This window comes from Comamonas endophytica (assembly GCF_023634805.2).
GTDB classification, from domain to species: domain Bacteria; phylum Pseudomonadota; class Gammaproteobacteria; order Burkholderiales; family Burkholderiaceae_C; genus Comamonas; species Comamonas endophytica.
Window position 1 is genome coordinate 199,377 of sequence record NZ_CP106882.1, and the last position, 22,861, is coordinate 222,237.

21 protein-coding genes are annotated in these 22,861 nt (G+C 65.5%); 14 read left to right on the top strand and 7 right to left on the bottom strand.

Going from position 1 to position 22,861, the window contains the following annotated elements; genetic code table 11:
- Positions 1 to 13 precede the first annotated feature (13 nt).
- Positions 14 to 919: a nitroreductase family protein gene (locus M9799_RS17880; RefSeq protein ID WP_231043888.1), complete on the top strand. Its 906-nt coding sequence runs from the start codon at positions 14 to 16 to the stop codon at positions 917 to 919.
- 199 nt (positions 920 to 1,118) lie between these two features.
- Here the strand turns inward: M9799_RS17880 and M9799_RS17885 are convergent, their stop codons facing one another.
- Genes M9799_RS17885 through M9799_RS17895 form a run of 3 tightly spaced genes read right to left on the bottom strand, consistent with a single transcriptional unit; the run spans position 1,119 to position 4,011 of the window.
- Positions 1,119 to 1,904: an SDR family oxidoreductase gene (locus M9799_RS17885; protein ID WP_231043887.1), complete on the bottom strand. Its 786-nt coding sequence runs from the start codon at positions 1,902 to 1,904 to the stop codon at positions 1,119 to 1,121.
- A 28-nt stretch (positions 1,905 to 1,932) separates the two neighbouring features.
- Positions 1,933 to 3,348 carry an FAD-binding oxidoreductase gene (locus M9799_RS17890; RefSeq protein WP_231043886.1) on the bottom strand — a complete coding sequence of 472 codons (1,416 nt, stop codon included), beginning with the start codon at positions 3,346 to 3,348 and terminating at the stop codon, positions 1,933 to 1,935.
- Between the two features lie 3 nt (positions 3,349 to 3,351).
- Complete coding sequence (locus M9799_RS17895) at positions 3,352 to 4,011, bottom strand: aspartate/glutamate racemase family protein (RefSeq protein WP_231043885.1); 660 nt, start codon at positions 4,009 to 4,011, stop codon at positions 3,352 to 3,354.
- Positions 4,012 to 4,149: 138 nt separating this feature from the next.
- Between M9799_RS17895 and M9799_RS17900 the strand changes: the two genes are divergently transcribed.
- The 13 genes from M9799_RS17900 to M9799_RS17960 all read left to right on the top strand — a co-directional run bounded on the left by M9799_RS17900 (position 4,150) and on the right by M9799_RS17960 (position 17,073).
- A complete protein-coding gene (locus M9799_RS17900) occupies positions 4,150 to 5,067 on the top strand; it encodes a LysR family transcriptional regulator (RefSeq protein WP_231043884.1) in 918 nt (305 codons plus the stop codon).
- A 172-nt stretch (positions 5,068 to 5,239) separates the two neighbouring features.
- Positions 5,240 to 6,019 (top strand): SDR family oxidoreductase, encoded by a 780-nt coding sequence (locus M9799_RS17905; RefSeq protein ID WP_231043883.1) that lies wholly within the window; start codon positions 5,240 to 5,242, stop codon positions 6,017 to 6,019.
- 10 nt (positions 6,020 to 6,029) lie between these two features.
- Positions 6,030 to 7,505, top strand: coding sequence for a dihydropyrimidinase (gene hydA, locus M9799_RS17910; RefSeq protein ID WP_231043882.1), 1,476 nt, complete (start codon positions 6,030 to 6,032; stop codon positions 7,503 to 7,505).
- Between the two features lie 56 nt (positions 7,506 to 7,561).
- Positions 7,562 to 8,401 (top strand): transporter substrate-binding domain-containing protein, encoded by an 840-nt coding sequence (locus M9799_RS17915; protein ID WP_231043881.1) that lies wholly within the window; start codon positions 7,562 to 7,564, stop codon positions 8,399 to 8,401.
- Positions 8,401 to 9,141 (top strand): amino acid ABC transporter ATP-binding protein, encoded by a 741-nt coding sequence (locus M9799_RS17920; protein ID WP_231043880.1) that lies wholly within the window; start codon positions 8,401 to 8,403, stop codon positions 9,139 to 9,141. Before M9799_RS17915 ends, M9799_RS17920 begins: the two co-directional genes overlap by 1 nt.
- Positions 9,138 to 9,818 (top strand): amino acid ABC transporter permease, encoded by a 681-nt coding sequence (locus M9799_RS17925; protein ID WP_231043879.1) that lies wholly within the window; start codon positions 9,138 to 9,140, stop codon positions 9,816 to 9,818. Before M9799_RS17920 ends, M9799_RS17925 begins: the two co-directional genes overlap by 4 nt.
- A 3-nt stretch (positions 9,819 to 9,821) precedes the next feature.
- Positions 9,822 to 10,493 carry an amino acid ABC transporter permease gene (locus M9799_RS17930; protein WP_231043878.1) on the top strand — a complete coding sequence of 224 codons (672 nt, stop codon included), beginning with the start codon at positions 9,822 to 9,824 and terminating at the stop codon, positions 10,491 to 10,493.
- A 145-nt stretch (positions 10,494 to 10,638) separates the two neighbouring features.
- On the top strand, positions 10,639 to 11,580 hold the full coding sequence (locus M9799_RS17935) for a dihydrodipicolinate synthase family protein (RefSeq protein WP_231043877.1): 942 nt from the start codon (positions 10,639 to 10,641) through the stop codon (positions 11,578 to 11,580).
- Positions 11,581 to 11,669: 89 nt separating this feature from the next.
- Positions 11,670 to 12,650, top strand: coding sequence for a Bug family tripartite tricarboxylate transporter substrate binding protein (locus tag M9799_RS17940; RefSeq protein ID WP_231043876.1), 981 nt, complete (start codon positions 11,670 to 11,672; stop codon positions 12,648 to 12,650).
- A gap of 338 nt (positions 12,651 to 12,988) precedes the next feature.
- Positions 12,989 to 13,801 carry an ABC transporter ATP-binding protein gene (locus M9799_RS17945; protein ID WP_231043875.1) on the top strand — a complete coding sequence of 271 codons (813 nt, stop codon included), beginning with the start codon at positions 12,989 to 12,991 and terminating at the stop codon, positions 13,799 to 13,801.
- A 61-nt stretch (positions 13,802 to 13,862) separates the two neighbouring features.
- Positions 13,863 to 14,681, top strand: a complete 819-nt coding sequence (locus M9799_RS17950) for an ABC transporter permease (RefSeq protein ID WP_231043874.1) — start codon at positions 13,863 to 13,865, stop codon at positions 14,679 to 14,681.
- Positions 14,682 to 14,703: 22 nt separating this feature from the next.
- Positions 14,704 to 15,693: an ABC transporter substrate-binding protein gene (locus tag M9799_RS17955; RefSeq protein ID WP_231043873.1), complete on the top strand. Its 990-nt coding sequence runs from the start codon at positions 14,704 to 14,706 to the stop codon at positions 15,691 to 15,693.
- A 27-nt stretch (positions 15,694 to 15,720) separates the two neighbouring features.
- Positions 15,721 to 17,073: an amidase gene (locus tag M9799_RS17960; protein WP_231043872.1), complete on the top strand. Its 1,353-nt coding sequence runs from the start codon at positions 15,721 to 15,723 to the stop codon at positions 17,071 to 17,073.
- A gap of 28 nt (positions 17,074 to 17,101) precedes the next feature.
- Here the strand turns inward: M9799_RS17960 and M9799_RS17965 are convergent, their stop codons facing one another.
- The 4 genes from M9799_RS17965 to M9799_RS17980 all read right to left on the bottom strand — a co-directional run bounded on the left by M9799_RS17965 (position 17,102) and on the right by M9799_RS17980 (position 22,793).
- A complete protein-coding gene (locus M9799_RS17965; RefSeq protein WP_263726178.1) occupies positions 17,102 to 17,608 on the bottom strand; it encodes a GAF domain-containing protein in 507 nt (168 codons plus the stop codon).
- A 134-nt stretch (positions 17,609 to 17,742) separates the two neighbouring features.
- Entirely contained in the window at positions 17,743 to 20,565 is a 2,823-nt protein-coding gene (locus M9799_RS17970; RefSeq protein WP_231043870.1) for a bifunctional diguanylate cyclase/phosphodiesterase, read from the bottom strand.
- A 179-nt stretch (positions 20,566 to 20,744) separates the two neighbouring features.
- Complete coding sequence (locus tag M9799_RS17975; RefSeq protein ID WP_231043869.1) at positions 20,745 to 21,164, bottom strand: lysozyme inhibitor LprI family protein; 420 nt, start codon at positions 21,162 to 21,164, stop codon at positions 20,745 to 20,747.
- Positions 21,165 to 21,206: 42 nt separating this feature from the next.
- Positions 21,207 to 22,793, bottom strand: a complete 1,587-nt coding sequence (locus M9799_RS17980) for a sensor domain-containing diguanylate cyclase (RefSeq protein WP_231043868.1) — start codon at positions 22,791 to 22,793, stop codon at positions 21,207 to 21,209.
- Positions 22,794 to 22,861 lie beyond the last annotated feature (68 nt).

Below are 22,861 nucleotides of genomic sequence, written 5' to 3' on the forward strand. Positions count from 1 at the left end.
ACCATGGATAGACATGCCGGCTTTGGTGACCAATGCAAAAACTTCCGATGCGTACGCTCAAGCCATCGATATGGAACATGCAATGACCGAACACCAAGCCCTACTTGAGCAGCGCTACGGCGCGCAAACCAAACCGGCACGGATGGCCTGGAACGCGCAGATCGCGGCGCTGCTGCTGCACCGTTCCGTGCGCAACTATCTGCCCGAAGCCTTGCCTGAGGGCGCCCTCGAAGCGATGGTGGCGGCAGCCCAATCGGCCTCCACCTCATCCAACCTGCACCAGTGGAGCGTGGTGGCCGTCGGCGACCCCGCCCTCAAGGCCCGGGTGGCCGAACTGGCTTCGGGCCGGAAAAAGGATGCCAACCGGTTCATCAATGATGCGCCCCTGGTGCTGCTCTGGGTGGCAGACCTGTCGCGCAGTCATGCCATCACTTGCGACGGCGGTGGCGATGCACAGGTCCATGATTACCTCGATGCGTTTCTTATGGCCAGCATCGATGCGGCGCTGGCGGCGCAAAATGCCGTCGTCGCTGCCGAATCGATGGGCCTGGGCGTGGTGTATATCGGGGCGATGCGCAACGAGGCCCAGGCGCTGGCAGAACTCATCCATCTGCCGCGGTACAGCTTCGTGGCCTTCGGGCTGGTGGTGGGCAAGCCCGCCGATCTACCCGGCAAGCCCGAAACGGTGCGGCCGCGCCCGCCGCAATCGGTGGTGCTGCACCATGACCGCTATGACTTCCAGCGCTCCATGGCGGGACTCGATGACTACGAAGCCGAGTTCGGCAAGTTCCGCGAGCACATGGGATCGGCGCGGAGGAGCTGGAAGGAATCCGTGGTCCACTACAACCGGTTCGACTATATGGACGGGCGGGAGAAGCTGCGGCAGGCGATGGTGGAGCGGGGATTCAACTTGCTTTGATGCGTTGTGGCTTGCCCGTCGACAGGCAGAATTCCCGAACATGAAAAGCGCCTTTTTCTTGAGGGCAGGCCGTTCATCCTTCGACGGACTCACGACGAACGGTTTCAGGGCTTGCGCCAGCCTCAATCTTGAGGGCAGGCCGTTCATCCTTCGACGGGCTCACGACGAACGGTTTCAGGGCTTGCGCCAGCCTCAAGACTCACACATTCGCCAACAGGCCCCCATCCACCCGCACCACCGACCCGGTCACATACGACGCCCGGCTGCTCGCCAGAAACGCCACCACATCCGCATATTCCTGCGGATCGCCATAGCGTCCCACCGGAATCGCCGCAGTGCTCTCGCGCGACACCTCCTCCACCGCCCGGCCCTCGCGCTGCGCCTTCTGTTCGTCGAGGAACTGGATGCGCGCCGTGGCCACGCGCCCGGGCAGCACGATGTTGCTGGTGATGCCGTCGCGGCCGACTTCGCGCGCCAGGGTCTTGGACCATCCCAGCAGCGTCATGCGCAGCGCGTTGGACAGGCCGAGGTTGGCGATCGGCGCCACCACGCCCGAGGAGGTGCTGGTGACGATGCGGCCGAACCTGCGCTCGCGCATGCCGGGCAGCACGCGGTCGGTGATGGCGATCACCGACATCACCATGCTCTGGAAGTGCTTGCTCCACAGCGCGCTGCTCTGGCCGGCCACGGGCGTGGGCGGCGGGCCGCCGGTGTTGTTGACCAGCACGTCGACGGGGCCGAGCTCGCTCTCGATGTGCAGGATATTGGGCTCGATCACCGCCAGGTCGCCCAGATCCCATTGCAGCGCGATCGCCTTTGCGCCCGAAGCGTTGATCTCATCGGCCACCGCACGCGCCGCGGCCAGGTCGATGTCGGCCAGCGCGACCTGCGCGCCCTCGCGTGCCAGCGTGCGCGCGATCGCGCCGCCCAGGCCGCCGCCGGCGCCCAGCACCAGCGCGGTCTTTCCATTGAGTCCGAGGTCCATGTGTTTTCCTTGTGTTGTGGCGGCAAGCTCAGATCAGCTTGCCGGGATTCATGATCTGGTTCGGGTCGAGCGACTGCTTGATGCGCATCATCAGATCGAACTCGACCTCCGACTTGTAGTGGCGCAGCTCGTCGCGGCGCAGCTGGCCCACGCCGTGCTCGGCGCTGATCGAGCCATCGGCCTCGGCCACCATGTCGTGCACGATGCGGTTGAACCGCGCGGTGGCGGCAGCCAGCACCTCGGGCGCGGAATCCAGCGGCAGCAGCACGTTGTAGTGCAGGTTGCCGTCGCCCAGATGCCCGAAATTGATGATGCGCACATCGGGGTCGGCGGCACGCAGCGCGGCTTCGGCCCGGTGCGCGAACCCGGCAATGGCCGAGATCGGCAGCGCGATGTCGTGTTTGATGGCCTTGCCCGCGCGCATCTGCGCCTGCGAGATGCCTTCGCGGATCTTCCAGAAGGCCTGGGTCTGCGCGCCGCTGGCGCTCACCGCCACGTCCTGCACGCTGCCGCTTTCCAGCGCCTTTTCCAGGCTGCCTTCGAGCAGCGACGCCAGGCCCTCGCCCTGGGTGTCGGCCAGCTCGATCAGCGCGTGGAAGGCATGCTCCTCGCCCAGCGGCGCGCGCACGTCGGCCACATGCGCCAGGATCAGCGCCAGCGAGGGCGCGGACATCATCTCGAAGGCCACCAGCCGCTCGCCGCAATCGGCGCGCAGCTGCGCCAGCAATTGCACCAGCGCCTCGATGTCGCGCGCGCCGACCCAGGCGGTGGCGCGCGCCACGGGCCGCGGCGAGAGCTTGAGCACCGCGGCCGTGATCACGCCCAGCGTGCCCTCCGAGCCGATGAACAGGTCGCGCAGGTCATAGCCGGTGTTGTCCTTGCGCAGCGCGCGCAGGCCATGCCAGACGCGGCCGTCGGGCAGCACCACTTCCAGGCCCAGCGCCAGCTCGCGGGTATTGCCGTAGCGCAGCACCGCGATGCCGCCGGCGTTGGTGGCGAGATTGCCGCCGATGGTGCAGCTGCCCTCCGACCCCAGGCTCAGCGGAAAGAAGCGGTCGACCTCCTGCGCCGCGGCCTGGATATGCGCCAGCAGCACGCCGGCCTCGCAGGTCAAGGTGTTGTTCAGCGGATCGACCGCGCGGATGGCATTCATGCGCACCGTGCTCAGCACCACCTGCGCGCCGCTGCCGTCGGGCGTGGCGCCGCCGCTCATGCCGGTGTTGCCGCCCTGCGTCACCACGGGCGTGTGCGTCTCGTGGCAGATGCACATCACCGCGGCGGTCTCGGCCGTGTTGGCCGGGCGCACGACAATGGAGCTGCTGCCGGTGAATTTCTTCAGCCAGTCGGTTTCATAGGGTGCCTTGCCTTCGCTGTCGATGACCAGGCCCGCGTCGCCGACGGCCGCATGCAGGCGCTTGAGAAGTTGGGGGTGCAGATTGCTCATGGTTCACCAGTCGAGTTGGATGCGGCCCAGGGCCATCGATGCCGCGGCCTGGGTGGGCTCGACCACCGGCAGGCCGGTGGCGTCCTGCAGCGGCGCGCGGTAAGCCGCCATGCCGGCGCAGCCCATCACCAGCACATTCGCGCCATGTTCATCGCGCAGCCGCTTTCCGGCCGCGATCATGGCGCTCAACGTGGCTTCTCGGTCCGTCAGTTCGGTCACGCCGCGGCCAATGGCCACCTCGCCGGCCACGCGCTGGGTGATACCCATCGCGCCCCAGGTGCGCCAGTGGCGCCCGATGGATCCCTGCAGGATGGCCACCACGCCAAAGCGCTGCCCCAGCGTCATGGCCGTGAGCGCGCCGCATTCGCTGATGCCCAGCGACAGCACGCCCGGCAGCTCGCGCAGCATGTGCAGGCCCGGGTCGCTGAAGCAGGCAGTGACGAAACCCGCGGCTTTGTCCTGGTGCTCCTGCGCGAAGCGCAGCACCGACAGCGCCGCGCGGTCCACGTCCTGCTGGGTCTGCACGCCCGGCGGGCCGTCGGCCAGCGTCACGCACTCGATGCGCGGGCCGCCGGCGCGGCGAAGCGGCTCCATGGCGGCGTCGATGCCGGCGGTGACGGCCTGGCTGCTGTTGGGATTGATGACATAGAGCGTGTCGCGCATGGGACGGCCTTCCTGGAATCTGGCTGGAGCCTTTGAAACGGGCTCCGGGGTTTTGCAGTGTAGGAGCGCAACAGGACTTCGACACTTGCCAATTCATGCGTCATGATTAACACCTTGTTATTCACAAGCGCATTTCACATGGCATTCAATCTCCGCCAGATAGAGGTTTTCCGCGCCGTCATGATCACCGGCTCGATCCGCGGCGCGGCGCAGCTGCTGTTCGTGTCGCAGCCCGCCGTGAGCCGGCTGCTGTCGCATACCGAGGCCCGCGTCGGCTTTCCCCTGTTCGAGCGCATCCGGGGGCGGCTGTTTGCCACGCCCGAGGCCAAGAAGCTGTTCCATGAGGTGGAGCAGGTCTATGCCGGCGTCAAGCGCGTGAACGAACTGGCGCGCGAGCTCAGCGAGCACCAGGAGGGCATCCTGAACCTGGTGGCCAGCCCCAGCGTCGGGCAGGCGGTGATCCCGCTGGCCATGGCCGAGTTCCGCCACAGCAACCCGCAGGTCAAGCTCACCTTCCAGTACCTGGGCCATGCGCCGCTGACCGAGCGGCTGCTCAACCGCCAGGCCGACCTCGCCGTCACCATCCTCCCCGTGAACCACCCGAATCTGGAGATGGAGGAGATGGGCAGCGGCCGCCTGGTCTGCATCTGCCCCTACAACCACCCGCTGGCGCGGCGCGCCACGCTCAGCGTCGCCGACCTGCTGCCCTATCCGCTGATCGGCTATGACCGCGAGTCGCCTTTTGGCGCGATGGTGCATGCGCTGTTTTCCGCCAGCGGGGAGAACGCGCGCGCTGCCATCGAGGCCGGCTCGCCGCAGAACGCCTGCGCGCTGGTGCAGGCCGGCGCGGGCATCGCGCTGGTCGACGAATTCTCGGCCAGCAGTTGGGCGGCCAGCAAGTTCGTGGTGCGGCCGGTGCTCAACGCGCCAGTGCTCAAAGCCACCCTGGTGCGGCTGCGCACCGAGCCGATGTCGCAGCCGGCGCAGGCCTTCGTCGAGGTGCTTGCCCGCGTGATGGAGCGCGAGGGCTTCCGGGTTTCCACTGAAGACCATTAACACAGTGTTAATGACGACGGTCAAAGTGTCACACGACATGGCCGAGGGTGCTCGGAATAATGGTTGCAACTTCCACGCATCCAAGGCCGCGCTCCATGCTTCACCACCGCCCCCACACCGCCTGCCCTGCGCCTGCTCTCACCTCCGTTGAATCGGGTGCCGGGGTGGCCGCATGAAGCTCGGACTCGAAGGCCGCCACGCCCTGGTCTGCGCCTCCAGCCGCGGCCTGGGCCGGGCCTGCGCCGAATCGCTGGCGGCAGAAGGCGTGAACCTGACCCTGCTGGCGCGCGGCCGTGAAGCCCTGGAGGAAACCGCCGAGCACATCCGCCGCACGCATCGGGTCACGGTGCATGCGGTGGTCGCCGACATCACCACTGCCGAAGGCCGCGCCGCCGCGCTGGCCGCGCACCCCGCGCCCGATATCCTGGTGAACAACGCCGGCGGCCCCAAGCCCGGGCATTTCCGCGACTGGGACCGCGACACCTGGATTGCCGCGCTGGACGCCAACATGCTGGCGCCCATCGAGATGATCCGCGCCACGCTGGACGGCATGGTCGAGCGGCGCTTCGGCCGCATCGTCAACATCACTTCGGCCGCCGTCAAGGCGCCCATCGACATCCTCGGCCTGTCCAATGGAGCGCGCTCGGGCCTGACCGGTTTCATCGCCGGCATCGCGCGCCAGAACGTGGCGCACAACGTCACCATCAACAACCTGCTGCCCGGCCCCTTCGAGACCGACCGCCTGCTGGAAACCGCGCGCCAGTGGGCGAAGGACAACGGCCTGCCCGAGGACGAGGTGCTGGCGCGCCGCCGCGCCGCCAACCCGGCCGGGCGCTTCGGCCTGCCACATGAATTCGGCGATGCCTGTGCCTTTCTATGCAGCGCGCAGGCCGGCTTCATCACGGCACAGAACCTGCTTCTGGACGGTGGTTCGTACCCCGGCACTTTCTGAGTTTCACGCCATGACTGCTACCCCTTTCGACCTGACGATCCGCAACGGCCGCATCAGCAATGCCGACCGCACTTTCCAAGCCGACATCGGCGTGCGCGACGGCGTGATCGTGGAGATCGCTCCGAACCTGGCGCCCGGTGCGCAGGACGTGGACGCCGCCGGCCGCTGGGTGCTGCCCGGCGGCATCGACAGCCACTGCCATATCGAGCAGCTCTCGGGCATGGGCGTGATGTGCGCCGACGACTTCTATTCCGGCACGGTGTCGGCGGCCTTCGGCGGCACCACCACCATCCTGTCGTTCGCGGCGCAGCACCGCAATGATTCGATCCCCGAGGTGGTGCAGGCCTACTCGAAGCTCGCGGCCGAGAAGGCGGTCATCGACTACGGCTTCCACCTGATCCTCACCAACCCGGACGAGACGGCGCTGCGCGAGCACCTGCCGCAGGTGATACGAAACGGCATCACCTCGCTCAAGGTCTACATGACCTACGACAAGCTCAAGCTCGACGATTACCAGCTGCTGGAAGTCATGTCGGTCGCCGGTGAGGAAGGCGCGCTGATCATGATGCACGCCGAGAACCACGACATGATCCGCTGGATCGCGCACCGCCTGCTCGAGCGCGGCCATACCGCGCCGAAGTTCCACGCGGTGGCGCACGACAAGCTGGCCGAGTCCGAAGCCACCAACCGCGCGATCGCGCTGGCACGCCTGGCCGATGTGCCGGTGCTGATCGTGCATGTGGCCGGCCGCGAGACCGTGGAGGTGATCCGCAATGCGCGCCGCCTGGGCGCCGCCGTGTACGCCGAGAGCTGCCCGCAGTACCTGTTTCTCGAAGCTCAGGATAGCGACCTGCCCGGCATGGAAGGCGCGAAGTTCTGCTGCAGCCCGCCGCCGCGCGATGCCGATTCGCAGGCAGCCGTCTGGGACGGCCTCAAGGACGGCACGCTGGGTGTCTATTCGTCCGACCACGCGCCCTACCGCTTCGATGCCTCGGGCAAGCTGCCCAAGGGCGATGCCACCACCTTCAAGGAAATGGCCAATGGCGTGCCCGGCATCGAGCTGCGCCTGCCGCTGCTGTTCTCCGAGGGCGTGATGGCCGGACGCATGACGATCGAGGAATTCGTCGCGCTGACTTCCACCAACCATGCGCGCATGTATGGGCTGGCACCGCGCAAGGGCGCGATTGCCGTGGGCGCAGATGCCGACATCGTGCTGTGGAATCCCGAGCGCCGGGTCGAGGTCAGCGCCGGCATGCTGCATGACAACGTCGGCTACACCCCCTACGAAGGGCGCGTGCTGCAGGGCTGGCCCGAGCAGGTGTTCAGCCGCGGCCGCTGCGTCGTACGCGACAACGCGCTGCAGGTCGAGCGCGGCAGCGGCAAGTATCTCGCGCGCGGCCGTCCCGATCCGCTGAGCAACCGCCCGGCGCAGTCGCTCGAGCGAGGGCGCTTCAGCGAACTCGTCGGCCTGCAGCGCGCCGAATGACCCTCTTTTGTTTCCGGGCCGCACGGCCCTCTTTAGATCACTCCAGGAGTTGCACCATGAAGTCTTCCGTCTTTGGCCTGTCCCTGCTTGCGCTGCTGGGCCTTGCCTCCACCGCCGCCACTGCCCAGGCGCCGCTGCGCAGCGCCGTCGATGCCACCTTTGCGCCGCATGCCATGGCCAAGCTCGGCGGCGGCGTGCAGGGCTTCAACGTCGATCTGGGCGAGGAACTGGCCAAGCGCCTGGGCCGCAAGATCGAGATCGAGGGCGCGGAGTTCTCGGGCCTGGTTCCAGGCCTCAACAGCAAGCGCTATGACTTCCTGGTCGCCCCCGTCACCGTGACGCCCGAGCGCGCCAAATCGCTGCTGTTCACCGAAGGCTATCTGGACACGGACTACACCTTCCTCGGCACCAAGGCCGCTCCCGCCATCGAGAAGCTCGAAGACCTCAAGGGCAAGACCGTGGCCGTGAACAAGGGCTCGAACTACGAGGGCTGGGCGCGCGACAACGCCGCCAAGTACGGCTTCAAGTACGACGTCTATGGCGCCAATGCCGACGCGGTGCAGGCCGTGCAGTCGGGCCGCGCCGACTACAACCTGGCCGGCACCACGGTGGTCGCCTGGGCCGCCAAGCAGAACCCCGCGCTCAAAACCAGCTACACCATCAAGACCGGCCTGGTCTGGGCGCTGCCCTTCCGCGCCGACGACAAGGCCGGGCGCGATGCCGCATCGAACGCGCTCAAGTGCATGAAGAAGGACGGCACGGTGGCCAAGCTGGCGGTGAAGTGGTTCGGCTTCCAGCCCGGCGCCGACGACGCCGCGGTGAAGATCGCCCCCGGCACCGGCGTGCCCGGCACCGAAGGCTACGACCCCACCCCCGTCACGCCGAAGTGTGCCTGATGCCGATCCTTGAAATCTCCGGGCTGCACAAGTCCTATGGCGACAACCAGGTGCTGCGCGGCGTCGATCTGAAGGTCAACGCCGGCGAGCTGGTGTGCGTGATCGGGCCCTCGGGCTCGGGCAAGAGCACCATGCTGCGCTGCTGCAACCTGCTGGAAACTCCGACCGGCGGCACCATCCTGGCCAACGGCCACCAAGTCACCGCACCCACCGTGGACATCAACCGCCTGCGCCAGGACGTGGGCATGGTGTTTCAGCAATTCAACCTCTACCCGCACCTCACGGCGCTCGACAACGTGGCGCTGGCGCTGCGCACCGTGCAGCGCCGCTCGAAAGCCGAGTCGCACATGCTGGCGCAGTCCGCGCTCGAGCAGGTGGGCCTGGGCGCCAAGGCCGGAGCCTATCCCTCCGAGCTCTCGGGTGGACAGCAGCAGCGCGTGGGCATTGCGCGCGCGGTGGCGCTCAAGCCCAAGGTGATCCTGTTCGACGAGCCGACCAGCGCGCTCGATCCCGAACTGGTGGAGGATGTGCTCAATGTGATGCGCGACCTGCGCGCCCGTGGCATGACGATGCTGGTGGTAACGCACGAGATGGCGTTCGCGCATGCCGCCGCCGACCGCGTGGTGTTCATGGACGGCGGCGTGGTCGTCGAGCAGGGCACGGCCGCCGAGATGTTCGAGCATCCGCGCGAGGCGCGCACGCAGAGCTTCCTGGCGCGCTACGGGAGCCGGCTGACATGACAGTCGCAGACAGCGGTTTCTTCTTCACCTTCTTCAACCTCGAGGTGGCGCGCCAGTACTGGCCGGTCATCGCCTCGGGGGCGCTGGTCACGGTGGGCGTGGGCCTGGCGGTGGTGCTCACTGGAGTCGTGCTCGGGCTGATGCTGGCCATCGTGCGTGCGCTGGGACTGCGCGCGCTATCGCTGCCGATCATCGCGTTTGCCGACATCATGCGTTCGCTGCCGGCGCTGGTGGTGCTGATCGTGCTGTATTTCGGGCTGCCGGCGCTCGGCCTGCCGCTGTCGGCCTTTGCCGTGACCTGGCTGTCGCTGTCGCTGGTGCTGGCCGCCTACGCCGAGGAAAGCATCTGGGCCGGCATCTGCGCCGTGCCGGGCGGCCAGCTCGAGGCCGCGCGCTCCACCGGCATGCGCTGGACGCAGGCCATGCGCCTGGTGGTGCTGCCCCAGGCCCTGCGCCGCGCGCTGCCGCCGCTCACCAACCGCGTGATCTCGATCACCAAGAACACCGCGCTGGGCTCGGTGGTGGCGCTGGGCGAGATCCTCAACAACGCGCAGGGCGCGAGCAGCCATGCGGGCAATCCGACGCCGCTGATGATGGCCGCGGGCGCCTATCTGCTCGTCTTCCTGCCGCTGGTGATCTTCTCGCGCTGGCTCGAACAACACTGGCAGCAGAGGTAGCACGTGGAAACGCTGATTCACAACTTCTTCAACCTCGAGGTCTACGCGCAGGTGTTTCCGCATCTGCTGAACGGCCTGTGGACCACGATCTGGCTGGCGGCGCTGGTCATTCCGCTGGGCGCGGCCGCCGGCCTGGCGCTGGCGCTGGGGCTCACGCAGTCCAGCCGGCGCTGGCTGCGCTGGAGCATCATCGGCTACATCGACTTCTTCCGTGCCTTTCCGCCGCTGGTGCTGCTGATCCTGATCTATTTCGGCGGTCCGTTCCTGGGCCTGGAGCTGGGCAAGGTGGCCGCCGTGGCGCTGGCCTTCGTGCTCAACAACGCCAGCTACTACGCCGAAGTGTTTCGCGCCGGGCTCGAAGGCGTGGCCAAAGGGCAGATGGAAGCCGCGCGCTCCACCGGCCTCACGCGCGCCCAGGCCATCCGCCATGTGGTGATTCCGCAGGCCGTCAAGAACGTGCTGCCCGACCTGGTCGGCAACAGCATCGAGGTCGTCAAGCTCACCAGCATTGCCAGCGTCGTCGCCATGCCCGAGCTGCTGCGCGCGGCGCGCGATGCGCAGTCGCTGGTCTACAACCCCTCGCCCGTGATGCTGGCCGCGCTGATGTACCTGGCGCTGCTGTGGCCGCTGACGCGCTGGCTCGGCCGCCTGGAGCACCGGCGCGTGCGGCGGTAAATAAAACCGTTCGTGGTGAGCCTGTCGAACCATGGACGGCCAGCTCTCTACTGGAGGGAGGGCCGTCCATCCTTCGACGGGGCCGCCCAGGCAAGCTCAGGACGAACGGTTCGAGATCCCTCCCCCTTCTTCCCAAAGGAACCCAATGCAAACCGAAAAGATCAGCGAGACAACCAAGGGCGTCTATATCATTGCCGCCACTCCCTTCACCGACAGCGGCGAGTTGGACCTCGAGAGCACCGACAGCCTGACCGACTTCTATCTGGAGAAGGGCGTCACCGGCTTCACCATCCTGGGCATGATGGGCGAGGCGCCCAAGCTCACCGAGGAAGAGACGCTCACGGTGATGGATCGCGTGCTCAAGCGGATCGACGGCCGCGTGCCGGTGGTGGTGGGCGTGAGCCATGCCTCCAACCGCCATGTCGAGCGCCTGTCGAAGACCGCCATGGACCAGGGCGCGGCCGGGGTGATGGTGGCGCCCGCCGCCAACCTTAAGACCGACGAGCAGGTCTACAACTACTACGCGACGGTGGCCAGGCTGCTCGGCCCCGACATCCCGATCTGCCTGCAGGACTTCCCCCAGGTGACCGGCGTGCACATGTCGGTGGCGGTGATCCTCAAGCTGATCGACGATTTCCCGCAGATCGTCATGCTCAAGCACGAGGATTTCCCTGGCATGCGCAAGCTCAGCGAGGTGCGCGAGCAAAGCACGGCTGCGGCGCGCCGGCGCATCAGCATCCTGGTCGGCAACGGCGGCCTGTTCCTGCCCCAGGAAATGCTGCGCGGCGCCGACGGCGCGATGACCGGCTTTGCCTACCCCGAGATGCTGGTGCAGTCGTGCGCGCTGTTCGACCAGGACCGCGGCGAGGAAGCCGAAGACCTCTTCAACCTCTACCTGCCGCTGCTGCGCCACGAGTTCCAGTACGGCCTGGGCCTGGCGCTGCGCAAGGAGACCCTCAAGCGCCGCGGCGCGATCCGCTCGGCCTATGTGCGCCGTCCCGGCCCGGTGCTGAACGCCACCGACATGGCCGAGCTCGGCCGCCTGATCGAGCGCCAGGACAGACTGCTGCGCGAACGCGGCCTCTGAGCCCGCATGGGCACGCGACTTGCATACCGCTGCGTGCCCTTTTCTTCCACCCACCGGCGCCTGCCGGCTGGAGATTCAAGGAGTGCGCCATGCAACGTCGACATTTCCTGCAGGCTTCGAGCGCTGCCCCCTTCGCAGCCGCGCTGCCGGCACGCGCCCAGTCCTATCCGGCCCGACCCGTCCGCATGGTCGTGCCCTTCCCGCCCGGCGGCCCGGTGGACAGCTTCGCGCGCTTCTACGCCGAAGCCATGGGCAAGCAGCTGGGCCAGGCGGTCGTGGTGGAGAACAAGGGCGGCGCCTCGGGCGCGCTGGGCAGCCTGGAGGTGAAGAATAGCCCCGCTGACGGCTATACGCTGCTGTTTGCCACGGCCTCGACCCATGCCCTGTACAACCTGACCGAGCCCAAGCCGCGCTACAGCGCCGCCGACGACTTCGACTACATCGGCGTGCTCGGCGGCGCGCCGGTGGCATTTGCCGTGGCTCCGTCCATGCCCAAGACGCTCAAGACACTGGTCATTGCCGCCAAGCACAACCCCGGCAAATACAACTATGGCTCCCCCGGTACCGGCACCCTGATGCATGTGGCCGTGGAGCGCTTCAAGCAGCTCACCGGCGCGCCGCTGATGCACATCCCCTACAAGGGCACCGGTCCCTCGATGCAGGACCTGATGGGCGGCGCCACCGAAATGGCCGTGGGCACGCTGGGCGTGATGCTGCCCTTTCACCGCAGCGGCCGCATGCATATCGTGGGCGTGGCCACCGCCAGGCGCCTGGCGCTGGCGCCGGACATTCCCACCATTGCCGAATCCGCAGACCTCGCTGCCCCGTTCGAGGCCATGCTGTGGAACGTGCTGGCGGCGCCCCGCGGCACGCCGGCTGCTGTCAAAAAGACGCTCGCGGACGCCACCAGGGCCGTCATGGGCTCGCCGGCCATGGCGGCCACGCTCGGCGAGCAGGGGATCTTCGCCGATCTGCATATTGGCGATGCCGCGGCCGCGGCCTATGTGAAGGCCGAGACGGCAAAGTGGAAGCCGGTGGTGGCGCAACTCGGTACCGCGCTGGGCCAGTGAGGGCCAGGCGCCCGGCTGCGTCCAGTGCCGGGCAGGTGCAACGATGATCTGCATTGCGCGCAATCCCCGGCTGCGCCTTCCCGGACTTCGGGCGCACCATCAACGACCGGTGCGCACCGAAAAATACAGGCTGCTTTCTTGATTCGCTGCCGTGAATAGGCAGCGCTTCTCCCCGTGCGCTCTCCTGGCCACATGCCTTTTCCACCTGCGGCCTGCGTTGGGCTGAACTGGTGCAAATGCCGCAAATATCGACCGATATTCAGGAACAAAAGCTGGCACGTCAATTGCTCCATCGATCCCGGAACGACTGTGAATCTGACGCTAACCCGGGAGAGCACATGGAAACTCTGGAAAAGGATTTGGCGGTTGCCGAGGCGCAGGTTGCCTTTTCATTGAAGAAAGTCCACAAGACTTTCGAAGATGCACAAGGCAACGAGGTCGAAGTGATCAGGGATATCACTTTGGATGTCAAGGAATCCGAATTCATCAGCATCGTCGGGCCCAGCGGCTGCGGCAAGACGACGATGTTCAATATCATTTCCAATCTTCTGCCACCGAGCAGCGGCGACATAGTTCACCGCAAGATGAACTACAAGCGCGTGGGCACGAACATCGGCTACATGCTCCAGCGCGATCTGCTCTTTCCCTGGCGCACGATTATCGAGAACGTGGTGCTGGGGCTGGAAATAGAAGGTATTCCGGCCGATATACGCAAGAAGAAAGCACTGGAGTACCTCGACAAATACGGGCTGGCGGATTTCGCCAATGCCTATCCGCATACCCTGTCGGGCGGCATGCGCCAGCGCGTGGCGCTGATCCGGACCCTGATCACCGACCCCGACATCATTCTTCTGGACGAGCCCTTTTCCGCGCTCGACTACCAGACCCGCCTGGTGCTGGAGGAGGAGATCGTTTCCATCCTGCGTGAATCGGGCAAGACCGTGGTGCTCATCACCCACGATATCGGCGAAGCCATCGCCATGTCGGACCGGGTGGCCGTCATGACGCAGCGCCCCACTTCGGTCAAGAAGGTCTACGACGTCGGCCTCTCGCGCAAGCACGGCTCCTGCCTCAAGGCGCGCAACGATCCCATGTATTCGAAATTCTTCGATGCCATCTGGGCCGACCTCGACATTCAGATTGGACGGTGACTCGATGTCAATTGCCACTCACTCCGCCGCCATCCCTGCCTCGGCTTCACCCACCAAAGCGGTGGCCTCCACAGCCGCCGCCGTCAAGGCCGCGCCAAGGAAACGCAAGCCGTTCCAATGGAAAAACAGCTTCTGGATCGCCAACCTGCTGCGCATTGCCATGATTGCCGCCGTGCTGGCGGCCTGGCAGATCGCCGCCGACCAGGGCGCGATCAATCCGTTTCTGATGGGCTCGCCCGCCGGCATCTACAAGGAGGCCCTGCGCCTGGTGGAAACCGGTCAACTGTGGCAGGACACCTTTGCCACCGTGCACGCGACCATCATCGGCTTCCTTGTCGGCAGCCTGTCCGGTGCTTTCTTCGGCTTGCTGCTGTGGTGCTTCCCCTATGTGGCGAGAATTCTCGACCCGTTCTTTGTCGCGCTCAACGGCCTGCCGAAAATCGCGCTGGCGCCGATGATCATCATCTGGTTCGGCTCTGGCATGCTGTCCAAGGTGGCGCTGGCATTTGTCGCCACCTTCATCGTTTCACTGCTGTCCGCCTATCAAGGCACGCACCAGATCGACAGCAGCCTGGTGAATCTGATGCGCTCGTTGGGCGCCACCAAAAGGCTGATATTCCTGAAGCTGGTGATACCCGCCACCTTGCCCTGGATCATCGCCTCCTTCCGCCTGAATATCGGCTTCGCGCTGATTGCCGAAATCGGCGGTGAATTCATTGCCTCCGACAGGGGCCTGGGCCGAATGATTTTCGTCTCCGGCAACCTGTTCAACCTCAATGCCGTGTGGGTCGGAATCATGATGCTCATGGCCGTGGCCGTGACGCTCTATGCCATCGTCTCGCGCGTCGAGAAAAACATCCTCCCCTGGAATTCCAAGTAAATCTCTCACTGAAAGGTTGATCATGAAAGCTCTTGCGAAGATCGTTGTCAGCACCTTGATTGCTTTTGGAATATCCCAGTCCGCCCTGGCGCAGGCGGGGAAACCGGTGGACAAGGTGCTTGTGACCGAAGCCTTCCACAGCCTGCTTTATCTTCCGGTCTATGTCGCCAAGCACGAGGGCATTTTCCAGAAGCACAACATCGACGTGCCGGTCGTGCGCTCGGCAGGCTCCGGTCCCACGGCGCTGGCCTCGGTGCTGGCTGGCGAAGCCCAGTTCTCCGTGCATGGGCCCGAGCATGTCGGTTTCGCCCAGCAGCGCGGCGGCAAGGCCAAGGCGGTGAGCGCCGTGGCCAACAGCGCGCCGGTCTGGATCCTGGCGCGCAAGGATGTGGCCTACCAGAAACCGTCGGACATGAAGGGCAAGCGCGTCACCGTGGGCCTCGCGCCCGGCACCTCCAATACGCTGCTCAAGCGCTTCCTGATCGCCAACAACCTCAAGGACAAGACCGACGTCACCGTCACCGAAGTCCAGAACGGCTCGGAGCTCGGCCCGGTGCTGGCCGGCCAATCCGACTTCAGCGTCGCCTACCAGCCCCAGGTCGAGCAGGGCCTGGCCCAGGGTATGAAAATGGTCCATGCCTTCACCGGCGAATATCCCGAATATGCGTTCTCGACCATCAATACCTCGCAGCAGCTGATTGAAAAGAACCCTGCCCTGGTGGGCCGCTTCGTTCAAGCCATCAACGACTCGCTGAAGTACATGCGGGCTAATCCAGACGCAGCCAAGGCCGTGGCACGCAAGGAATTCGCTTCGCTCGACGCGGCGGTCGTCAACTCGGCGGTGCAGCGCATGCTCGACAGCAATGTCTACCCGGCCAACGTGCAGATCACCGAGAAGGCGTTCAAGACGGCGATCGACATGCAGAAATTCGTCGGCAACATCAAGACCGACATGCACTATGGCGACATCGTCCAGGGCGCGTTCACGCAAAGCGTGATGGCGGCGAAGTGACGACAGCATTCCGAGGACTAGATACCCATGACTTCACCCAGCACGCTCACCGCCGCCCGGGCGTTACTTCAAACCAAAAGCATCAGCCCTTCGGAACTCCTGGAGGAATTCATCCGCAATATCGAGGCCGCAGAGCCGCAGGTAAAGGCCTGGAAGCTGCTGCGTCTGGAAGAAGCCAGGGCCCAGGCCAGGATCCTGGACCAGAAGCTGTCTACGCTCGATGAGCTTCCGCTGCTGTTCGGTATTCCCTACGGGGCCAAGGACATCATCTGCACCGCCGGGATTCCCACGGAAGCGGGCTCCAAGCTGTTGAAAGGATATGTCCCCGACGAGGATGCGACCGTCATCAAGACCTTGAAGGCCCAGCATGCCGTCCTGCTGGGCAAGACCACCACCACCGAGTTCGCCAACCTCGGCAATCCGCCGCCGACGACGAATGCCTGGAATCCCGGCCATACCCCGGGCGGCTCGAGCAGCGGTTCGGCCGCCGCCATGGGCGCGCGCATGGCCCTGTTCACGCTGGGCACGCAGACCGCGGGCTCGATCTCGCGGCCGGCGGCGTTCAATGGCGTCACGGCCCTGAAAGCCACGTTTGGCCGCATCAGCAAGACCGGGGTGTTTCCCTGCGGCCGCAGCCTGGACCATGTGGGGGCGTTCACGCACAGCGCCGAAGACGCGGCGCTGGTCTTCAATGCCCTGTCCGGCCCCGACCCGCTGGACGAAAGCACGCACCATCTTCCCCACCAGCTCCTGTGCCTTCGCAGCAGCAAGGACTACACCATCGGCATTCTGGAAGATCCCTACTTCGCTGCGGCCGACGCGGTGGCAGTGGACGCCATGATGCAGGCGCTGGCGCACCTGCAGCAAGCCGGAGTGCGGGTGGTGCGGGTCAAGGCACCCGCCGGCTTCGCGGACTCGGCCAAGGCGCAGCAGCTCACCATGCAGGCCGAAGTGGCCAGCTACCATGCGCAGAACTTCAAGACCCGGGGAGAACTGTTCGACCCCAGCCTGCAGGCCTTCATCGGGGAGGGACTGAAGATCACCGCGGATCAGTATCTGCAGGCGCAATCGGCGCGTAGCAGCTACCGCCTGGAGTTTGCCCGGGCCTTCGCCGAGGCCGACCTGTTGGTCACGCCCACGGCGCCGGGCACCGCACCGGCGGGCATCGGCGCCACCGGCTCGCCCGTCTTCAACCTGCCCTTCACCCACCTGGGCGTGCCTACGCTCACGCTGCCCATCGGCTTCAGCCCAGAAAATGCGCTTCCTCTCGGAATGCAGCTGATCGCGCCGCATCTGCAGGAGCAGCGGCTGATCGACATGGGATGTTTCTATCAGCAATCGACCGACTGGCATTTGCAGCGGCCGCCCGTGGCACGATGAACTCGGCGCGCTTGCAAAGCTTTGCAGGCTAGCCCCTGCCGGCGCTCAACTTGGCAGCAAGCACATTGGCTGTACGCCGCAGGAGATCGGCGTCGGCTTCGGCTTTCACGCCCCGGCTGAAACAGCACAGCGTGCCATAGACCGTGCCGTCGGCCAGCCGCACCGGCGTGCTCAGATGGGTGCCAATCGGAAAACCCGGGTTTGGCGCCTGCCCGGATGCGACGTAAGGCGCGGCATCCCGGATCTCCTCGGGCAGCCTGCCCTCGACGACACGCTGACACCAGCTTTCTTCCAGCGGATCCGACATGCCGGCTTCGAGATGCGGCGTGAACCCCGGCGCGCTGTCCACTGCCTTGAAGGTGCGCCGGCCATCGGTGAATTCGGACACGAATGCCACATCCATGTTCAGCTTGCTGCGGATCAGCCTCAACACCTCGGGTACGGCAGACGGAAGCTCAGGATCCGCCTCGTCACTGGTCGCCACCAGCAGTTCGGAAATCTTGACGTCGATATCGTTGGGGTCGTAGTCCATCATCATGCGGTCGAGTCTAAATGCACCCGCAGGGCAGGTTGGCTACCGGCTTGTGACCATTGGTGACGGGCGGCTCCCCCATTCGGAAGGAATTCCCCAGGGATGCCGCAACGGCTTCCGCGCCGTCCATCTTCCCTTCACGCGTGGACCTGCGGCCCGCCCTGCTGCAGATAGCTCTGGAATTCCGCCTCCGACAGTGGCTTGGCGAAAAGGTAGCCCTGGAACAGGCTGCAGCCCTTGCCGCGCAGGAACTCCAGCTGGCTCTCGGTTTCCACGCCTTCGGCCAGCACCTTGAGGCCCAGGCTTTCACCCAGGGAGATCATTGCCACCACGATGGAGGCATCGAAGCTGTCGGTGATGACATCGCGCACGAACGACTGGTCGATCTTGAGCTGGTCCAGCGGCAGCCGCTTGAGGTAATTCAGAGACGAGTATCCCGTGCCGAAATCGTCGAGCGAGAAACACACGCCCAGGGATTTGAGCGCCTGCATCTTCTCGGCGATCTGCTCCACGTCTTGCGCGAAGATGCTTTCCGTCAGCTCCAGCTCCAGTTTCGCCGGATTGATCCGGCATTCCCGCATCAGGTCCAGGGTCTGCGGCAGGAAATCCGGGTGGTGGAACTGCTGGGCGCTCACGTTCACGGCCAGCGTGAGGCGCGCGAGCCTTGGGTCCATGCTCCAGCCGTACAGCGTCCGGCAGGCCTGCTCCAGCACCCACTGGCCCAGCTGCAGGATGAAACCGCTTTTCTCGGCGATGTCGATGAACACCGCCGGCGAGACCATCCCCTTTTGCGGGTGCTTCCAGCGGCACAGCGCCTCGGCGCCGATGACCTGGCCGCGCGAGTCGAGCTGCGGCTGGTAGACCAGATAGAACTCGCCGGAATGCAAGCCGGTGCGCATGTCCTGCTCGAGCGCCATGCGCTCGGCCATGGCGCGCTGCAATTCCCGGTCGAAGAAGCGGTAGGTGCTGCGGCCGTCGTTCTTCGCCTGGTACATGGCGGAGTCGGCGCCGCTGATGATCTCGTTCATGGTCCTGCCGTCGCCGTCGAACAGTGCCACGCCGATGCTCACGGACGCGTGGTACTCGCGCGAGTCGAAGGCCACGGGCTCGGCAATGCTGCCCAGGATGTCCTGGCAGGCCTTTTCGGCGGCATGCTTGGCCTGCTCGAACGCCGGGCCCAGATGGTTCAGCACCACGATCAGCTCGTCGCCGCCAAAACGCGCCACCACGTGCCGCGGATCCAGCACCCGGCTGGTGCGCGAGGCCACATGCTTGAGCACCTCGTCGCCGCACTGGTGGCCCCAGTGGTCATTGATCATCTTCAGATGGTCGATATCGACCAGCAGCACCGCCCCATAGCCATCGCGCGCGGAGTTGTCCTCGATCAGGCGCGATGCAATGGAAAGGAACTGGCGCCGGTTGGGCAGGCCCGTCAATACGTCGAAATAGGCCAGCTGCTGCACCTGCTGCTCGGCGCGCGTTCTTTCGGTGATGTCGCGCGACACCACGATGAAGCTGGGCGGCGTGCCCACCACGCCCTGCTTGCGCGCCACCGAGAGCTCGAAGCAGCGCTGCTCGCCGTGGACCTCGGTTTCAAGGCGGTTGCCGGTGCTGCGTCCCAGCACATGCGCTTCCCTGATGGCATTGAGCAGCACCTGCGCGGCCTTCGGAGGCAGCACGTCATGGACGGTGCTGTGCAGCACCTGGTCCGCAGGCAGGTTCAGGCTGGCCTGGTTGCTGGTGCGGATGGCGAGGTAGCGCCCTTCCAGGTCCATCTCGAACAGCAGATCGGGAATCGCATCGAGCGTGCCGTTGAGCTCGGCCGTGGTCTGGCGCAGGCTCGAGGTCATCTCCAGGGCCAGCGCGCGCGCGCGGTCCCGCGAGGTCAGCAGCAGGAACAGGATCAGTCCCAGCGAGGCGCTCAGCAAGATGCCGATGGAGGCGATCCAGTGGTGCGTGGACTTGTGCTTGTTCTCCAGATAGGCTTCGGTGGGGATGACCTGGAAATACCAGCGCCTGCCGGCAAAGGCCAGGTAATCGGTCCTGGAAAACTCCAGTTCCTCGGCACTGGCGTTCGCCGCTGATGCGCCGGGAGGAAAACCATGCGAGAACAGCACGTTCTTCGAATTCTGCCGTTCGAAGAACACCAGCTGCAAGCCGGGCTCCAGCGTCTTGGCAATCGGCGCCAGCACATCATCGAGCCGGAACGGCAGATCCACCCAGCCGCGCAGTTCCTGCAGCTCGGCGACCTGGGCGGGACCGGGAATGAACGCGGCAAGATACAGCACGAATCCCGGCAGCTTGCGCTGGGTCGCGTCCTGGACCAGCGGAATACTCTCGGTGGAGATCAGGTCGCCGGTCTCGCGTGCGAGTTCGGCGGAAAGCCTGGCTTCCGGGACGGAGAAAATATCGAAACCGATGGCATGTTCGTTGCCCTTGACCGGCTCCATGAAAATGATGGGCGCATAGGACGGGCGCTCGCCCGCCGGCCTGATCGAATATGCGCTGCTGCCTTGCTTGCTGCGCACGAGCTCGAGGGCGCGCGCTGGCGCGTCTTCCCCGGTGACCCAGCGCACGTAGCCCACGCCCTGCAATCCCGGTGAAATCATCTGCAGGTTCAGGGAATCGATGAAAACGTGGAATTCCTGGGCCGTGACGTTTTCGGAGCCATCGATGAAACCCTTGACGCTGCGCGCGATGAGCTCGAAGCCATTGAACTGGTTTTGCAGCAGATACTTGATGTTGCTGCTTTGCATGGCGATGCCGCTGCGCAAGTCCTGGTCGGCAAGCTGGTTCCTGGAAATCCAGTAAACCGACGGCAGCACTGCCGCCACCAGGGTCGCCAGCACCGCGACCGCCAGCGCCTTGACGCTGAATGCCGGCCGCACCTCGAGAAAATCCCCGCGGGCGCGCGCCTTCCCCCGGGACGGGCTGGCATCGGCTGCGGCGCGAAATATCACTAATGCATCCTTCTAGACAAGGAGGGATCCAATCCATCCTGGATTTTCTGTCCAGCCCAATATTACGGTAAATGCCCACACATGCCATCCATTGTCAATGGCTTGTCGTTATCGTAGAACGCGGTCCATGCAGCCGATGTAATCCAATGCGGACGGTTGGCGGCCATGGCGCAGGCAGGTCAGCGCATGGGCTTGAGGCCGGCCAGCTCCTGGGCCCGCTGCGCCGTCATCTGCAGCTGGCAGGAATTGGCGGCCACGCGCGCCAGGCTGCCGCCCTCGGGGTCCATGTAGAAGCTGCAATTGGCCTCGCGGTACTGCAGCCACAGCCGCTGCGCCGCCTGCAGCTGCTTCTTGCGTGGCGGCTCGAGCGCGGCCATCAATGCGGTGTAGACGGTGTTCAGTCGTTTGTCCTGGCGTCCATGCTCGGCGACGATGCACTCCACCATGGACAGCGTGACACCGCCGGCCTTGTCCATGCAGGCCGTGTATTGCGCGGACATTTCGCTGTCTTGCGCCAGCGCCGGCAGCACGGCCGCGGCGCCGCACAGCAGCAGGAGGGAGGAACGCAGGGAACTCGGGAATGGCAGGGGTAAGTGCATGGTAGGGGCCTCGATTGCCCACATCCTACCCGCGCGCGTGCTTCACGATTCGCTGGGCGCGGCCAGCGCATCCACCTCGATGCGGTTGCGCCCTTCGCGCTTGGCCTGGTAGAGCATTTCGTCGGCGCGCTGCAGCACCTCGGCCATCTTCGCGCCCCTGCCGGGCCAATGGGCAATGCCGATGGATACCGTCACGCCGGGCACGGGCGACATGTCGGCGCGCTCGACCTGCTGGCGCAGGCGCTCGGCCACCCGCAGCGCCACCTGAGGTCCGGTGCGCGGCAGCAGCACCAGGAACTCCTCGCCGCCGACGCGGCAGAAGACGTCGTCCTCGCGCGCGCATTCGCGGATGTGCTGCGCGAGCTGGCGCAGCACGCCATCGCCCACGTGGTGGCCATGGGTGTCGTTGACGCGCTTGAAGAAATCCACGTCCACGCTCATCACCGTGAACGGTGTCTGTTCGCGCTCCCAGGACTGCAGCGTCTGCTCCAGTGCGCGGCGGTTGCCCAGGCCCGTCAGCGGATCGGTGTGCGCGTCCTGCCGCAGCCGGGTGATGTTCTTCTGCAGCAGTCCGATGCCCAGGAGCATGGCCTTCTTCAGCTCCGCGGATTCGTAGTACCAGGACTTCACACGCTGGATCTCCTCGGCCGTTGCCGGGTCGTCCATGGCGCGCGCGCCGCTGGCGAGCTGCTGCAGCGGCCGCGCGATGCGGCATGCGCACCACCAGATGAACAGCAGCGAAGCCAGCGCCAGGGGCAGCGAGGCGAGCAGGACCCGCAGCATCAGCGCGTCGAGCGCCGCCAGCGTGGCCTGCAGCGGCCGTTGCGAGACGACGCCCCAGCCGGTCGCCGGGATGGTGGCATAGCCCGCAAGCATGGCAATGCCCTGGCTGTTGACGACCTGCATCCTGCCGGAGATGCCGTCGATGACCTCTTCGATCGCGGCATTGCCTTTGACGGCCGTGCCCACGCGCTCGTTGTCGGGGTGGTAGATCAGGCGCCGCTGCTGGTCCACCACATAGAGGTAGGTGCCGTCTTGGGAATAATGCGAGGCCAGCAGCCGGCTGAGGAAGTTCTCGTGCTTGAGGTAGATCGTGCCGGCCACCGCTCCGAGGTAGTTGCCCTGGGCGTCGACCACTGGCTGCGAGATGAAAACCAGCAGGTTGCCGACGGCGGACAGGAACGGCTGGCTGATCACCGGCTTGCGCCGCGCGTTGGCCTCGACCGGACCCGGCGTGTTGAGCTGCCGGCCCACCAGCTTGAGGCTTTGCGGCGAACTCGCCAGCACCTGATTGTGGCTGTCGATGATGGCAATCGAGTTGAAGCTGTCGGTCTGCAGGAACAGGCGCTCGGATTCTGCCGCGAGGAAGCGTGGGTTGTCGAAATCGGTCCCGATGATCTGCGCCGCGTAGCCAAGCTGCTGCATGACCTCGTCGAAGAAGTCATCGGTGCTGGCCGCCATCTTGGCGGCATAGGCGTGGTTGCTCTTGAGCTCGGCGTCGATCAGCTGCTGGCGCTGCACCTGGTAGCTGGCATGCAGCGCATTGGCCAGCGAGACCAGCACGCTGGCAATGGTCAGTGCCAGGATCAGGCGCCCCAGATCCATCTTGGCGATCGACTTCAGGTTCATGGGCGATATAGGTGGGTCTTGAGGAAGAAGGGGAAGGGACCGCGGCAACTGCCGGGCATACAGCGTGG

Bases quoted from the DNA above. Each gene is read 5' to 3' on its own strand.
- M9799_RS17935 (WP_231043877.1), top strand. From the start codon at position 10,639: ATGCAAACCGAAAAGATCAGCGAGACAACCAAGGGCGTCTATATCATT.
- M9799_RS17965 (WP_263726178.1), bottom strand. From the start codon at position 17,608: ATGATGGACTACGACCCCAACGATATCGACGTCAAGATTTCCGAACTG.
- M9799_RS17890 (WP_231043886.1), bottom strand. From the start codon at position 3,348: ATGAGCAATCTGCACCCCCAACTTCTCAAGCGCCTGCATGCGGCCGTC.
- M9799_RS17900 (WP_231043884.1), top strand. From the start codon at position 4,150: ATGGCATTCAATCTCCGCCAGATAGAGGTTTTCCGCGCCGTCATGATC.
- M9799_RS17955 (WP_231043873.1), top strand. From the start codon at position 14,704: ATGAAAGCTCTTGCGAAGATCGTTGTCAGCACCTTGATTGCTTTTGGA.
- M9799_RS17940 (WP_231043876.1), top strand. From the start codon at position 11,670: ATGCAACGTCGACATTTCCTGCAGGCTTCGAGCGCTGCCCCCTTCGCA.
- M9799_RS17920 (WP_231043880.1), top strand. From the start codon at position 8,401: ATGCCGATCCTTGAAATCTCCGGGCTGCACAAGTCCTATGGCGACAAC.
- M9799_RS17975 (WP_231043869.1), bottom strand. From the start codon at position 21,164: ATGCACTTACCCCTGCCATTCCCGAGTTCCCTGCGTTCCTCCCTCCTG.
- M9799_RS17960 (WP_231043872.1), top strand. From the start codon at position 15,721: ATGACTTCACCCAGCACGCTCACCGCCGCCCGGGCGTTACTTCAAACC.
- M9799_RS17915 (WP_231043881.1), top strand. From the start codon at position 7,562: ATGAAGTCTTCCGTCTTTGGCCTGTCCCTGCTTGCGCTGCTGGGCCTT.
- M9799_RS17945 (WP_231043875.1), top strand. From the start codon at position 12,989: ATGGAAACTCTGGAAAAGGATTTGGCGGTTGCCGAGGCGCAGGTTGCC.
- M9799_RS17880 (WP_231043888.1), top strand. From the start codon at position 14: ATGCCGGCTTTGGTGACCAATGCAAAAACTTCCGATGCGTACGCTCAA.
- hydA (WP_231043882.1), top strand. From the start codon at position 6,030: ATGACTGCTACCCCTTTCGACCTGACGATCCGCAACGGCCGCATCAGC.
- M9799_RS17895 (WP_231043885.1), bottom strand. From the start codon at position 4,011: ATGCGCGACACGCTCTATGTCATCAATCCCAACAGCAGCCAGGCCGTC.
- M9799_RS17925 (WP_231043879.1), top strand. From the start codon at position 9,138: ATGACAGTCGCAGACAGCGGTTTCTTCTTCACCTTCTTCAACCTCGAG.
- M9799_RS17885 (WP_231043887.1), bottom strand. From the start codon at position 1,904: ATGGACCTCGGACTCAATGGAAAGACCGCGCTGGTGCTGGGCGCCGGC.
- M9799_RS17905 (WP_231043883.1), top strand. From the start codon at position 5,240: ATGAAGCTCGGACTCGAAGGCCGCCACGCCCTGGTCTGCGCCTCCAGC.
- M9799_RS17980 (WP_231043868.1), bottom strand. From the start codon at position 22,793: ATGAACCTGAAGTCGATCGCCAAGATGGATCTGGGGCGCCTGATCCTG.